Annotated in this window: 13 protein-coding genes; 5 read left to right on the forward strand and 8 right to left on the reverse strand. The window is 69.1% G+C overall.

The window, feature by feature from the left end; translation table 11 throughout:
* A partial coding sequence (locus AIIKEEIJ_RS05355) for a WhiB family transcriptional regulator (protein ID WP_274386402.1) occupies positions 1–242 on the forward strand: 242 nt, incomplete at its 5' end.
* A 3-nt stretch (positions 243–245) separates the two neighbouring features.
* On the opposite strand, the gene AIIKEEIJ_RS05360 is transcribed toward AIIKEEIJ_RS05355, so the two are convergent.
* The 8 genes from AIIKEEIJ_RS05360 to AIIKEEIJ_RS05395 all read right to left on the reverse strand — a co-directional run bounded on the left by AIIKEEIJ_RS05360 (position 246) and on the right by AIIKEEIJ_RS05395 (position 9,427).
* Entirely contained in the window at positions 246–980 is a 735-nt protein-coding gene (locus tag AIIKEEIJ_RS05360; RefSeq protein WP_161995117.1) for a GNAT family N-acetyltransferase, read from the reverse strand.
* A 70-nt stretch (positions 981–1,050) separates the two neighbouring features.
* Complete coding sequence (locus AIIKEEIJ_RS05365; RefSeq protein ID WP_161995118.1) at positions 1,051–2,388, reverse strand: NtaA/DmoA family FMN-dependent monooxygenase; 1,338 nt, start codon at positions 2,386–2,388, stop codon at positions 1,051–1,053.
* Between the two features lie 32 nt (positions 2,389–2,420).
* Entirely contained in the window at positions 2,421–3,950 is a 1,530-nt protein-coding gene (locus AIIKEEIJ_RS05370; RefSeq protein WP_161995119.1) for an ABC transporter substrate-binding protein, read from the reverse strand.
* A complete protein-coding gene (locus AIIKEEIJ_RS05375) occupies positions 3,947–5,608 on the reverse strand; it encodes a dipeptide ABC transporter ATP-binding protein (protein WP_161995120.1) in 1,662 nt (553 codons plus the stop codon). Before AIIKEEIJ_RS05375 ends, AIIKEEIJ_RS05370 begins: the two co-directional genes overlap by 4 nt.
* On the reverse strand, positions 5,605–6,534 hold the full coding sequence (locus AIIKEEIJ_RS05380; protein ID WP_161995121.1) for an ABC transporter permease subunit: 930 nt from the start codon (positions 6,532–6,534) through the stop codon (positions 5,605–5,607). Before AIIKEEIJ_RS05380 ends, AIIKEEIJ_RS05375 begins: the two co-directional genes overlap by 4 nt.
* Positions 6,531–7,535 (reverse strand): ABC transporter permease subunit, encoded by a 1,005-nt coding sequence (locus AIIKEEIJ_RS05385; RefSeq protein WP_161995122.1) that lies wholly within the window; start codon positions 7,533–7,535, stop codon positions 6,531–6,533. The genes AIIKEEIJ_RS05380 and AIIKEEIJ_RS05385 overlap by 4 nt, the downstream gene beginning before the upstream one ends.
* Positions 7,536–7,560: 25 nt before the next feature.
* A complete protein-coding gene (locus tag AIIKEEIJ_RS05390; RefSeq protein WP_161995123.1) occupies positions 7,561–8,292 on the reverse strand; it encodes a class II aldolase/adducin family protein in 732 nt (243 codons plus the stop codon).
* A gap of 43 nt (positions 8,293–8,335) precedes the next feature.
* Positions 8,336–9,427 (reverse strand): acyl-CoA dehydrogenase family protein, encoded by a 1,092-nt coding sequence (locus AIIKEEIJ_RS05395; RefSeq protein WP_161995124.1) that lies wholly within the window; start codon positions 9,425–9,427, stop codon positions 8,336–8,338.
* 400 nt (positions 9,428–9,827) lie between these two features.
* Here AIIKEEIJ_RS05395 and AIIKEEIJ_RS05400 point away from each other — a divergent pair, with 400 nt between their 5' ends.
* From AIIKEEIJ_RS05400 to AIIKEEIJ_RS05415, 4 genes are all read left to right on the forward strand, one after another.
* Positions 9,828–10,988 carry an LLM class flavin-dependent oxidoreductase gene (locus AIIKEEIJ_RS05400; RefSeq protein ID WP_161995125.1) on the forward strand — a complete coding sequence of 387 codons (1,161 nt, stop codon included), beginning with the start codon at positions 9,828–9,830 and terminating at the stop codon, positions 10,986–10,988.
* Positions 10,989–11,039: 51 nt separating this feature from the next.
* Positions 11,040–11,957: a LysR substrate-binding domain-containing protein gene (locus AIIKEEIJ_RS05405; protein WP_161995126.1), complete on the forward strand. Its 918-nt coding sequence runs from the start codon at positions 11,040–11,042 to the stop codon at positions 11,955–11,957.
* Positions 11,958–12,149: 192 nt separating this feature from the next.
* Entirely contained in the window at positions 12,150–13,274 is a 1,125-nt protein-coding gene (locus tag AIIKEEIJ_RS05410) for an LLM class flavin-dependent oxidoreductase (RefSeq protein ID WP_161995127.1), read from the forward strand.
* Entirely contained in the window at positions 13,271–14,143 is an 873-nt protein-coding gene (locus AIIKEEIJ_RS05415) for a rhodanese-like domain-containing protein (protein WP_161995128.1), read from the forward strand. Before AIIKEEIJ_RS05410 ends, AIIKEEIJ_RS05415 begins: the two co-directional genes overlap by 4 nt.
* The last annotated feature ends 97 nt before the right edge of the window (positions 14,144–14,240 follow it).

Raw genomic sequence — 14,240 nt, forward strand, 5'->3', positions numbered from 1 at the left:
ATACCGAACTGTGGCAGTGGCGTCTGGCCGCGCGCTGCCGGGAAGAGGACGCCGAGATCTTCTTCCCCCCGACCGGCGAGCGCGGGGAGGCCCGCGACAAGCGCGAGGCCCGCGCCAAGGCGCTGTGCCGCGGATGCTCCGTGGTGGACGACTGCCTGGCGTACGCGCTCGGCACCGGTCAGCAGCACGGTGTGTGGGGCGCGACGACCCCGGAAGAGCGGGATGCGCGTTCCGGTCGCTGACCGTCAGGCGGGCGGCGTGCGGACGACGGTGAGTGCCGAGCGTGTGCGCAGCGTGAACCCGAGACTCTCGTACAGCCGTATGGCGGTCGTGTTCGCCTGCGATGCGTGCAGGAACGGGACTTCACCGCGGGCACGGATTCCGGCCCCGACGGCACGCACCAGACGGGTGCCGAACCCCCGCCCGCGAAACCGGTCGTCGGTGCACACGGCACTGATCTCGGTCCAGCCGGGGGGATGCAGCCGTTCCCCGGCCATTGCGACAAGCCGGCCGTCGACGCGGATCCCGAGATACGTCCCCATTTCCACGGTGCGGACCCGGTACGGGCCGGGCCTGGTGCGGTCGATCAGGTCGAGAATCTCCGGTACGTCGTCGGCGCCGAGGACCGTCAGGCCGGGATCGTGCTCCACGGCGAGTGCGCTGCCGTCCATCTGCACGAGGCCGAACGAATCGATGATCTCCCACCCCGCAGGTGGCGTGTGGCCGTGGCCGCGGAGCGACACCGTGGTGTCCGGGCCGACGAGCGTCGCGAAATCGGCCCAGTCCTCGTCCAGCAAGGTTTCGGGATGGCCGACGTGCGGGGCGACGTCGGGGTCGTACATCGCGATCCGGCCCGACCATCGAGCGAAGGGGGCGTGGATTCCGCGAAGTGATCCACGGATGGGGTCGTCCAGCGGGTGGACACTCTCGTCGGTCGCTACCGCAAGGTCCGCAGTCACCGAAGTCCTTCCTCTCTTCATCGGCCGCGCAACGGCCGCCCGGGTACGGCGACGGAACCGTACCCGGGCGCCGGCACGCTGCCCTGCAGGGTCAGTTCGACGGCTGCAACGCCGGCACCGGTGCGGGCAGACCGAGACGTTCCCTGAGCGTGTCGCCCTCATAGTCGCGCTGGAACAGGCCACGCTCCTGCAGCAGCGGAACCAGTTCGCCGGTGAGGTAGTCGAAGCCCTCCGGGTAGAACGACGGCAGCAGGATGAACCCATCCGCGCCGCCGCCGTTGAAACGCTCCTCGAGCTGGTCGGCGATCTGTTCGACCGACCCCACCGGCACCCAATGGCCCGAGGAGGACACCTCCATCTCGATCAGCTGCCGGATCGTGAAGCCCTCCTCGAGTGCCAGCTGCTTGAACACGCCGTACCGCGACTGCCGGCCCTGCACCGCGGCGATATCGGGAAGCCGCTCGGCGGGGATCGTGCCGTCGACGTCGAGATCGGACAGGTCGACGTGGCCGAGCTGACGCGAGAGCCGCACCAGGCCCGACTCGATGTCGATCAGGTGGACGAGCTCACGGTGCAGCTCGAGCGCCTCCTTCTCGGTCCGGCCGAGAATCGGGGAGACGCCGGGCAGGATCTTCACATCGTCCGGGTTTCGCCCCGCCGCCGCGACGCGGGACTTCAGGTCGCGGTAGAACGCCTGGGATGCGGCCAGCGTCTGCTGGGCGGTGAACACGATCTCCGCGTGTCGCGCGGCGAAGGCCTTGCCGTCGTCGGACGACCCGGCCTGGGCAATGACGGGTCTACCCTGGGGTGAGCGGGCGACGTTGAGGGGTCCCGCGATCGTGAAGTGCTCACCCACGAAGTCGATCGGGTGGATCTTCTCCGGGTCGGCATAGATGCCGGCCGCTCGGTCGAGGACGATCGCATCGTCCTCCCAGCTGTCCCACAGCGCGAGGATCGCGCGAACGTACTCGTCGGCGATGCGGTACCTCTCGGCGTGACTCGGCAGCGGCCTGCCGCCGTAGTTCACGTCGCCCCACGCCGAGGTGACGATGTTCCAGGCGGCCCGGCCCCGGGAGATGTGGTCGAGGGACGCGAGCTGACGCGCGACGTTGTACGGCTCCGAGAACGTGGTGGACACGCTGGCGACGAAGCCGATCTTCTCGGTGAGCGCGGCAAGCGCCGACAGCAGCGTGATCGGCTCGAGGTGCGCGAACGGCTTGGTGCGCGCCTGGTCGCGATCGAGGGTGAGCCCGTCGGCGATGAACAGCGTGTGGATCTTCGCGCGCTCGGCGGCCCGGGCGATGTCGCCGAGCAGCGACAGGTCGTAGGTCTCCTCGGCACGGGAGGTCGGGCGCCGCCAGGCACCCTGGTGATTGCCGACGCCCCCGATCAGCATTCCGAGGATCATGCGGCGGGTGGGTTCACTCATGGCAGTTGTCCTTTCGGCGGTGCAGCGCGTCGTCACTCGGCACGGGAGAAGTCCTGCGGAAGTAGCCAGTGCTCGGGGCGCGGCGTCCACTGCAGATCCTTGGCCACGACGTACGTCAGCGGCTGCGGCCACAGGAACAGCACGTGCGGGTTCTCCCGGAAGTGAGCGGTGGCCTCGTCGAACAGCCGCTGCTGCTCCTGCTCGTTCGGTGCCACGGTGAGCCGGGCGATCAGATCGTCGTACACCGGGTCGGTGAAGTGGCTCTGCGCGTACTTCGAGGTGAAGATCCGCAGCCGTTCGACCGGGGACTTGTAGCCGCTCGTGTAGCCGATGTAGACGAGGTCGGCGACGTCGTCGGTGCGGCTGCGTTCCACCCACGCGGGGAACTGTGCGGTGGTGATGTTCACCTTCACGCCGACCTCGGCGAGCTGGTTGGCGATCGCCTCGGCGATCAGGTCGGACGCGACGTAGGTGCCGGTACTCAGCTGCATTTCCAGCTCGAATCCGTCCGGGTAGCCGGCCTCCGCGAACAGCTGCCGGGCCTTCGCGGGATCATACGGGTAGGGCTGGAGATTCGAGTTCACGAGGTCGTAGGGTTCGGAGACGACCTGGCCGTAGAGCGGCTCGATGTCGTCACCGAGCAGGCTCTTCGCGAGGGTCTCCTTGTCGACCGCGTAGTTCAGCCCCTGACGGATGCGCACGTCGTCGAGCGGCTTCTTCGTCTCGTTGAAGCGCAGCGTCATGTTCCACGTGCTCCACTGGTTGCCCGTGGTGTAGACATTGCTGTTCTCGAACTGGGCGAGGTTGGACGGCTCGAACTGGATCGCGGCGTCGATGGATTCGGTCTGCACGGCGGACACCCGGGCCGCCTCGGTCGAGAGGACCTTGAATTCGACGTTCTCGAAATCGGGTGCACCCCCGAAGTACTCGGGATTACGCTCGAGCACCGCGCCGTTCTCGAGGTCGACGGACACGAGCCGGTACGGGCCCGTGCCGAGCGGTTCGAGCTTCGGGTTGTGGGACTCGACCCACTTCTGCTGGGTGAAGAAGAAGTTCGCCAGCCGGTCCGCGAGGTCCAGGTACGGGCCCTTGGTCTCGATCACGAGCGTCGCGTCGTCCGACGCCTGCACCGAGGCGATCACCGGTGCCAGCGACGCGCCGTTGGAGAAGCCGGCGGTATCGGCGAGCACGCGCTCGAAGTTCCACACGGCGTCGTGGGCTGTGAACGGGTCGCCGTTGGAGAACTTCACGCCGTCGCGAAGGTGGAAGACCCAGCGGGTTTCGCTCTCCTGCTCCCAGGATTCGGCCAGATCGCCGACCAGCTCGAGGTTCGGGTCTACGCGGGTGAGCCCGCTGAAGATCGCGCCTTGGACCGTCGCGTCGCCGTCGAGCGAACCGCTCGCGCCGGGATCGAGGTTGGTCAGCTGCCGGGACAGCCCCAGGCGCAGGACGTCGGAGTCGCCGGACGCGCCCGCATCGCCGTCGAGGACCCCGCACGAGGTCAGCACCACCGCCGTGGTCAGGGCGGCCACCGCGGTGGCCAGTTTTCGGCGGAATCTCATGAACGTGCTCCTTGGAGAATGTTGGTGTCGGTGCGCTGCCGGAGTGGGAGCGCGGGGACCGCGGCGAGCAGCTCGCGGGTGTAGTCGTGTCGAGGGGAGGCGAACAGTTCGTCCGCCGTACCCTCCTCGACGACCGAGCCGTTGCGCAGCACAACGATCCGGCTGCACAGGGCCTTGACCACGGCCAGGTCGTGGGAGATCAGAAGCAGCGACAGGCCGCGCCGCTGCTGCAGACGTTTCAGCAGGTCGATCACGGCGGCCTGGACCGTGAGATCGAGTGCGGAGACGGGTTCGTCGGCGACGAGCACGCGCGGGTCGAGGGTGAGCGCCCGGGCGATGACGATGCGCTGGCGCTGCCCACCCGACAGGGTGCCGGGCCGGCGGTCGGCGAGTGCCGGGTCGAGTTCCACCTCCCGCATGAGTTCGTCGACCTTGTCGTCGAGACCGGCGCGTTCAGCCGCCGTACCGCTGATCTCCACGGGCTCGGCAATCAGCTTGCGGACCGTCAGCCGCGGGTCGAGGGCACCGTACGGATCCTGGAAGATGTACTGCACGTTCCGCCGCCAGTGCCGCCGGCCGGCCGGATCCAGGGAGCGCACGTCGGCGCCGTCGAAGCGTATCGCGCCGGTCGTTGTGGTGTCGAGGCCGACGACGGAGCGGGCGAAGGTGGTCTTCCCGGAACCGGATTCGCCGACCAGGCCGACGCTTTCGCCTGCCCGGATCGACAACGACACCCCGTCGAGCGCGACGCGCCGGGCGCCCCGGCCGATCAGCGTCGGTGTGCGGAACTCGCGCCGCAGGCCGCGGGCTTCGAGGACGGTCGGGGTGTCGTCGGGGACTGGGGTGTCGGCCGGGCGGCCGATGTCCGGTGCGGCGGCCAGCAACTCGCGCGTGTATTGCTCCGTCGGCGCGCGCAGCAGGTCGTCCGTGGCGGCCCGCTCGACCACTGTGCCGTGACGCATCACCACGATGTCGTCGGATCGCTCGGCGATCACGCCGATGTCGTGACTCACGAGCAGGACTGCGAGGCCGAGCTCGCGTTCGAGATCATCGACGAGATCGAGAACCTTCGCCTGCACGCTCACATCGAGCGCGGTGGTGGGTTCGTCCGCGATCAGCACGCTCGGGTTCCGCGCGATGGCGATGGCGATCACCACACGCTGATTGAGTCCGCCGGAAAACTCGTGCGGGTACGCGTGCAGGCGTGTGGCAGGTGAGGCGATCCCGACGAGGTCGAGCAGTTCGATCACGCGGGCCCAGCGCGCGCGACGACCGCGGATCGTTGCGGGCAGCGCCTCGTACACCTGGGCGCCGATCGTCAGGCGTGGGTTCAGCGCGGACGCCGGATTCTGGAAGACGACCCCGATGTGCCGACGTATCCAGGCGCGGCGGGATCGACGGTCGAACTCGCTCAGTGGGCGGCCGGCGAGGACGATCTCGTCGGCGGTGAAGTCCAGAGCGCCGGGCAGCAGGTCCGCGACGGCGCTTGCGGTGACGGTCTTGCCCGACCCCGATTCGCCGACGATCCCCAGGGTCCTCCCTGCATGGAGGTCGAAGTCGATCCCGGGCACGATCACTCCGTCTCCCGGCTGGTGCCGTCGGTGGACGGACAACCTGCGCACCCGCAGGACCGGGGTGGTGGCGGTGCTGCGGGTCATTGTCCTAGGTTCCTTTCGAGAGTGGTGACCGCGAAACGTGCGGAAATCCAGTCGGCAACCAGCTGAATTCCCACGAGCAGTGCGACGAGCGCCAGGCCGGGCAGAATGGCCAGCCACCACTGGTTGGCCAGCTGAGCCTGGCCGGCGGCGACGAGCTGACCCCAGTCCGGGGCCGGGGGCTGAATGCCGAGACCGATGAAGCCGAAACCCGATAGCAGCAAGACGATCTGGGCGAAATTCAAGGATGCGCTCACCAGCACGAGGGGCGCGGTATTGGGCAGCAGGTGCCGGACGATGACGTCCCTCGTCGTTCCCCCGGCCAGCCGGCACGCGTCGATGTAGGGGCGGTGCAGCAGCGAGCGCGCATGGTTGCGCACGACCCGGAAGGTCAGCACCCACGAGCTGACCGCGAGTACCGCCAGCAGCGTCCAGGTGCTCGGCCCGAGCAGTGCCAGGACGACAATTCCCACGAGGATCGACGGGAGCGCGAGTTGCACGTCGGCGATCCGGTCGACGATCACCTCCAGCCAGGTGCCGCTGAGCACCGAGGCGAACGCGAGCGCGACGCCGATCGCGGTCGAGACCACGACCGCGATCGCCGACAGGACCAGCGCCGACCGTCCGCCGTAGGCGAGCCGGGTGAGGTAGTCGCGGCCGAGGTGATCGGTGCCGAGGGGGTGCTCCCCGAACCACGTGGGCGGCAGGGACCGCGCACCGAGGTCCTGCACGTCGTAGCCGTCGGGGAAGAGTGCGGGCGCCGCAAGGGAGACACCCACGACGACGGCGAGCAACGTCGCGCCGAGCACCAGCCCGGTGGGGGTGCCGCGCACCCGTCGGCGTGCCGTGCGGCCGGGTGCCGGCGGGAGAACGGCGCCGCCGGCACCGGCGGCGAGCGGTTCGGTGCGGTCGGAGATCACTGCGGTCATCGGACGCTCCTGGGGTCGAGCGCGGCACCGATCAGGTCCACGACGAGATTGATGACGATGAAGCCGATAGCGACGAACGTGATCGCGGCGAGCACGACCGGGTAGTCGCGGTTGTTGATCGCGGAGATCGCGAGCTGGCCGACGCCGGGCCACGAGAACAGGGTTTCGGTGATGATCGCGCCTCCCAGCACCATGCCGGACTGCACGCCGATCACGTTGACGACGGGACCGAGCGCGTTGCCGACTGTGTGCCGCAGGGCCAGGCGGGTCCCGTGAACACCCTTCGAACGCGCGAAGCGCACGTGGTCGAGGTCGTGCGTGTCTATCAGGCTCGATCGGAACACGCGCGCGACGGGCGCCGCGACGACGGGGGTGAGGGTCAGCGCGGGCAGCACCAGGCTTGCCGGGGAGCCTGCACCCGAGGACGGCAGCAGGCCGAACGTCACCGCGAACACGTAGATCAGCAGCACACCCAGGAAGAAGCTCGGGATGGCGTCGAGCGCGGTGAGTGCGGTGATGGGGGCCTGCCGCCAGGAGCCACCGCGCGGCACCGACGCCAGGTATCCGGCGCCGAGCCCGACGAGCGTGCCCAGCAGCAGCCCTGTCGCACCCAGCACCAGGCTCGCCGGGATTCGCTCGACGACGAGCGCGACGGCGGACTCGCCGTACCTGATCGATGCGGGCAGATCCCCGGACAGAATCTGCCTGACGAACGTGAGGTACTGCTCGTACCAGGGACGATCGAACCCGAGCTGGGCCGAGAGACGTTCGATGTCCGCGACCGTCGCATCCGTGCCGACGAGCAGCTGCGCCGGGTTCCCCGTCGCAACCAGACAGACGAACACGAGCGAGATCACCGCGAAGACCGCGGTGACCGCGACGACGAGTCGGGTCACCAGGTAACGCGGTGACAGCGGCCAGCGCACATGGAACGCGGATCGAAGGGTGGGGCCGGTGCCGGTCGGGGTCTGCGCCGCACGCGGTATGTCGAGGGTGCTCATGGGTTCTCCATGCCTGAGACGGTGGTCAGTCCTCGATGTCGGGGCTCTGGGCCACGATCCTGAGGTAATCGTTCTCGAACTGGGCGCGCGCGGTGGCGGGGGTCAACGGCCACGACGCGATGGTGGCCGGATCGATCTCCGGAGCGCCGCCGGCGGCCTCGATCGTCAGGGCGGCATGTGCGGCCCGTTCGGCGGCGACGAAGTAGAACGCGGCCTCCTCGAGGCTCTGCCCCACCGTGACGAATCCGTGCGAGCGCTGGACGACGACCCGCGCGGTGTCGCCCAACGCCTCTGCGGCGGGGACGTCGAAGCTGTCGCGCACCGACACCAGACCGGACAGCAGCGCCCCGTCGTGGTTGTAGACCGGCAGCGTGCGGCCGAGGGCCGACCAGGCGAAGCCGTGCGGCGAATGGGCGTGGACCACCGCGACGGCGTCCTCGCGAGCGCTGTGGAACCGGTACTGGCTGTGGAAGCCGGGGATCGACGTGTCGCGGAAACCCTCGACAACCGTGCCGGCGGCGTCGAGGCGCACCAGGTCCGACACGCGGGTGTGCGCCCACGGCACGCCGAGCGGGTTTGCCCAGAAGGTTTCCTCGGGGCCCGGATCACGCACGGTGATGTGACCGTTGAACCCGAACTCGTAGCCCCTCTCGGCGAAGAGGCGCAGGACGACGGCGAGGGCGAGTTTGCGGCGGGCGCGTTCGCCCGAGGCGTCCGAGGGACGGGAATCGGCGGAATGCAGGGTGGTGACGGACATACGGTTTCCTTGTCGAAAGAGTTTGTCGGGAAATGGATTCGAACTACGCGACGGGGCGGTCGGCGGTGAGGATCTGCCGTGCCAGCGCGTCGATCGTGTGGTCCTCCGACGGCGAGTTGTGGGCGCCGACGCGCAGGTCGCGGAAGTAGCGCTGCCAGGCGTGGGTCTGCCACACCGAGGCGGTGCCGAAGGCCCGGCCCACCTGATCGAGGACGGTCGTGGCGTTGCGGTGAGTCGCGAGCTTCACCGCTGCGGCCTCGTCGGCCGTCAACGCGCCGTCGATGTGCCGTCGAACGGCGGTGTCGACCAGGGAACGCACCGTCAGCAGCGCGAGACCCGACTCCCCCGTGTACCCGCGGACTCGCGGCACGTCCGCGGGAGCGGCGCCGTCGGCCTGGGTGGGCAGCGAGCCGTCGGTGACGAGCCGGAACGCGCCCTCCGCGATGCCCGCGTACAGGCCGGCCAGCACGAGGGACCACCACGGGCTGCTCTGTGACACGACCTCCGGAGGCAACAGGGAGTCGGAGGGGACGAAGGTGTCCTCGAAGATGATGTCGTCGCTGCCCGATGTCCGCAGGCCCAGGACGTCCCAGGTGCGCTCGATGCGCGTCGTATCGGGATCGATGTGGACGAGAAAATGCCGCAGCGTGTTCTCGCCGTCGATCGTCGCGGCGACGACGGCGTGGGACAGCGCCCGGATCCCGGTCGCGTAGCGCTTGCGGGTGCGCAACAGCCAGCCGCCGTCGGTCGGAACGGCCTGCGCCCGCACGGCACCGCCCCGAGCCGGCGCGATCGAGCGGTTCTCGCTGACGAGGGAGCTGACGAACCCGGCGCCCGCGACCACGGCCTCCGCCGCGGCGGCGAGCGATGCGGAGCCGGCGGTGTCTGCGAACACCCGTCGGGCGTGCACGACGTGCATCGCCGTGACCAGCCCGAGCCCGGGATCGGCGGCGGCGACGGTCGACACGAGACGCACCAGCGATCCCGAATCCAGATCGTCACCCCCGACGGATCCCGGCAGTGGTGCACGCCCCACGCCCGCATCGAGCAGCAGCCGCACGCTGTCGTGCGGGAACAGGTGTGCGGCGTCGGCGGCGACACCGTTGCGGTACAACTCGCCGGTGACGGCCCTCACACGGACGAGGGTGTCGGTTGGGGACGCGTCGAGAGCAGCGGTTCGATGAGGCATGGGATCCTTCACAGCAGGAGGCGAACGGAAGGTCACGGTAGGGACGTCGGGCGGTTCCGGCCAGGGTTGAAATCACTGTGAACGATCGGCATTTCCGATCGCTGTCCATCGGGGAGTTCCGATCGGCGTGAGTGGAATCCCCAGGTGAGGGGCGCTGTCGGTGGCGAGGGTTTTCGATCACCGTGCGCCGAATCGTTCACCTTGCCCGATGTGCTTCGCCGTGCCGGGACGATGTCATGGATCGCCGATTCCGATCGCGACCTATCGGGATCGGCACTTGGATCCGGACGAAGGTCCGCCTCTAGCTTCTGAGGTCGAAGCCCCACCACCCTCGCCGAGGACATCGATGACCGACTTCTCGCTCTTCTTCAATCTCGACGTCGCTGCCGCACTCGACGACCACGACGCGACGGCCCGAGCCTATCGGGAGGCCGAGGAACAATCGGTTCTCGCCGAGCGGCAAGGATTCGACGGCATATGGGTCGCCGAGCACCACTTCGCCTCCTTCGGCCGGTCGCCGGCACCGCTGCTGTTCCTGTCCCGGCTCAGCGTCCGGACTTCGACGCTGCGGCTCGGCACCGCGATCGCCGAAGCGCCCCACTATCATCCGCTCCGCCTGGCGGAGGAGGCGGCCCTGCTCGACCACCTGTCCGGTGGCAGGCTACAGCTGGGTCTGGGCACCGGCGGGTCGAGCAAGAAGCTCGAGTACGAACTGTTCGGAATCGACTTCGACGAGCGCAACGCCCGCATGCGGGACGCGGCGCGGACGGTCGTGGCCGCGTTCGACGGCGAGACCGTCGACCTCGAGGGCGAGACGTACTCGGTAAGCGGCGCGCGCATCGTGCCCCGTCCCTTCCAATGCGGAGCACGCGCAGTGTGGGTTGCCGCGAGCGACGAGACGACCCGGTTCGCCGGCGAAAACGGACTGGGTCTGCTGTTCGGCCGCGCAGTCACGCCCGCGCGCCGCGCCGAACTCCTCGACACCTACCGTGACGCGCTGGGAACGCGTCCCGGTCGCCGCGCCTCGCTGATCTTCGCCTTCCCGGCGGAGACCGACGAGGAAGCCTGGGAGCGCACCCTCCCCGTCGTTCGTCACTATGCGGAATTGCAGTCGGCCGTCGTGCACGCCGACGGCCCGGTCGACTGGGACGGTCACCCCGGTACGCCCGAGTACTTCGAGATCCTCGAACGGTTGACCTTCACCGTCGGATCCGTCGAGCGGGTCACCGAGCGGCTCGGGCGGTTCATCGAGGACAACGAGGCCGACGAGCTGCTGCTCCAGACCTATGCCGGCGCATCCCGCCACCCGGACGCCCTGGCCGCCAACGACCTGCTCGCGCGAGAGGTACTGCCCCACCTGAGGACGGTATCGCGAATCCCTGACGGTGCCTCCGTCCACGGTGGCACCCCGGCCAACGTCCAGGTCGCACCCGTTGAACAGGCGATGGCCACGATTGCAGGTATTGCAATCGCGCGGAACACAAACCTGTTCCGGGGTGCCGAGTAGCTGAAACACTCGAAGCGGAAGCGCAGTACGTCGTTCGGAGAGGGAGGGCCCGTGGCGGATCCGTTGGATCTGGTGCACCTGAGGACGCTGGTGGCGATCGCCGAGACAGGTGGATTCCGGCGTGCCGCCGATGCCCTGCACCTGAGCCAGCCGACGGTCAGCCAGCATGTCCGGTTGCTCGAGAAGAGGTTCAAACAGAACCTCGTGGTGAAGGACGGCCGCGGTTCGCGGTTTACCGATGCCGGCGCCAAGCTGGTGCACGAGGCGCGGCTGCTGCTGACCGCACACGAAGAGATGCTCGGCCGGTTGCAGGTGTGCGAGCCGTCGCAGATCACAGTCGGCTCGACCGAGCATGCCGCGGACCGGATCCTGCCCGACATGCTACGGGCGATCCGAGCCGCCTACGACGACGTGCAGCTGCAGTTCCGGATCGACCGGTCGACGTCGCTGTCCGACGCGGTCGCGAAGGGCACACTCGACCTGGCTGTCGTGCTGGGCGGCACGAGCGACAGCGCTGGTGCGGAGGTCGGCAGGCTCGATCTGCGGTGGGTCGCGTCGTCCACCTGGCCGGGGGCCGATACGTCGCGTCGTATTCCGATCGTCGCGTTCGAGGAGCCTTGTGGCCTGCGCAGCCGGGCCGTCCGCAAGCTCGCCGACCTCGGGTACGAGGTCCTGGTCGCCGCGGAATCCACGAGTCTCGACGGGGTTCTCGCGGCGACCCGCGCGGGGTTGGGGGTCGCACTGCTTCCGTTCTCAGGTGGGGTGCCCGACGGGCTCGTCGAGCTCGACTCCCTGCCGCCCATGGGCAGCATCGACATCCGGATCGTGGCGCGCAGGGGCCTGTCCTTCGATCTCGAGAAGGTCGCCGTGGATGCGGTCGCGGCGCACTTCGCCGAAGTTGCCGCCCGACGTCGGGCCGTCGTCCGCGCGGCCACTGTTCCGCCCGCACCGGTCCCCACCGTCGCCTGAGGACGGTATCGATCGGTGGTGCCGATCGATCCTCATCGAGGATCGTCGTTGGACCACGGGGCGCGAATCGGCATACCGTGGATCCGACCTGTGATTGCCGTCGGTGCCATCGCGCCTCCCGACAGGACGCGATCTCGCCGGTACGGCCCGACAGTCCTGACATCGCACACCGTTCCAGAAGAGGATCCCGTCATGCCCGTGGAATTCATCAGTGCCAGTTACGTGAACGACAGTTCGGAACTCCATCCCCGACCGGGTGCCGGCATCGACCCGAAGTTTCTGCGGCGCTACAGCAGTGAACTCGAAGCCGCCGGTTTCGACTACACCCTGCTGCCCTACGGGTCCGGCGGATACGACCCGTTCTCGGTCGCCGCGTACATAGCGTCCTTCACCGACCGCATCAAACCGATCGTCGCGTTGCGGCCCAACACGATGTACCCGACGGTGGCGGCCAAGGCGCTCGCGACCGTCGACCACCTCAGCAACGGCCGTGCGACCGTGCACATCATCTCCGGCGGCAACACCGCGGAGCAGGCCCGAGAAGGCGATCGCCTCGACAAGGAGTCCCGGTACGGGCGCTCGGAGGAGTACATCCGGATCCTGCGTGCCGCATGGGAATCCGATCGTCCCTTCTCGCACAAGGGCGCGTACTACGAGTTCGAGGACTTCCAGGCCGCTTATCGACCGGTTAATGGAACGATCCCGGTCTCGATCGGCGGCTCGTCGGAGGTGGCCTACCGCATCGCCGGCGAACTCGGCGACATCTTCGGCCTGTGGGGTGAGCCGCTCGCCGAGACCCGCGAGAACATCGGGAAGGTCGAGTCGTATGCGCGGGCCGCCGGGCGCCCCGGCCGCCCGCGCATCTGGGTCACGTTCCGGCCGATCATCGCCCCCACCGAGGAACTCGCCTGGGAGAAAGCACACCGCATCCTCGGTGCACTCGAGCGCAACCGCGCCGACGGCGGCCATTCCGGTTTTCGCGGCGCGGAGACGGCCCGTCCGGAGAACCTCGGCTCGCAGCGCCTGCTCGACCTCGCCGAGCGCGGTGAGGTGCACGACCGGGCGCTGTGGACGGCGACCGCGCGGGCGACGAACGCACAGGGCGCCAGCACCGCGCTCGTCGGCACCCCCGACACCGTCGCCGCCGCGATTCTCGATTACATCGACCTGGGCGCCGAGATCATCTCGATCCGCGGCTACGACAATCTCAACGATGCCGTCGACTACGGCCGATACGTGCTGCCGCTCGTCCGTCAGGAACTCGCTCGCCGCGAACAGGAAACGATGGAGACGCGGTTGCAGGAGGCCGGCCGGTGACCACTCGTTCCGACGTTCTGATCTCGGCGGAAGAGCTGTCGCGCATCCTCGCGACCGGGACTCCGGTGACAGTGCTCGACGTGCGCTGGCGGCTCGACCGTCCCGACGGGCGCGACGACCACCGCACCGGCCACATCCCGAGTGCGGTGTACGTGAGCCTGGAGGACGAGCTGTCCGACCACGCCGTCAGCGGCCGGGGCCGGCACCCGCTGCCGTCCGGCGGCGCGCTCGAACGGAATCTGCGCACGTGGGGTGTGCGGGAGGGGGTCCCGGTCGTCGTCTACGACGACTGGAACCGCGCCGGCTCGGCGCGCGCCTGGTGGGTGCTTACCGCCGCCGGCGTGGCGGATGTCCGGATCCTCGACGGCGGGCTGGCCGCATGGAGGGCGGCGGCAGGCGCTCTCAAGTCCGGTGCGACGACCCCGCCACCCGGGGACGTGACCGCCGCCCACCGTGACCTCTACGACGGTGCACGCAGCACGGTCACGGCCGAGGACCTGCGGGACTTCGCCGGCCGCGGCGTCCTCGTCGACGCCCGGGCTCCCGAGCGGTATCGAGGAGAGGTCGAACCGGTCGATCCCGTAGCCGGCCACATCCCCGGGGCCGTCAACGTCCCCAACATCGCGATCCTCGACGACGAGGGACGGTTCCGGCCGGCTGCAGAGGTCCGTGCCCTCTTCGCGGCCGCTGGCGCCGACGTGTCCGCACCGCTGGCGTTGTACTGCGGTTCCGGGGTCACCGCTGCGGTCGGGCTCGCGGCACTCGCGGCGGCGGGGATCGACGCCGCGCTGTTTCCCGGCTCGTGGTCGCAGTGGAGCGGCGAGCCGTCCAACCCGGTGGCCGTGGGCCGGCACGTGGGAGCGCTGTGACGGTCTCCGTCGTCCACACTCTGCGGTCGGACGTCCCCACGGACGACGAACTGGCCGAGGTTTGGGACCGGCTCGCCGCCCGCCCGGACCTCGACCG

Source organism: Rhodococcus sp. YH1, assembly GCF_009939605.1.
Classification (GTDB): domain Bacteria; phylum Actinomycetota; class Actinomycetes; order Mycobacteriales; family Mycobacteriaceae; genus Rhodococcus; species Rhodococcus aetherivorans.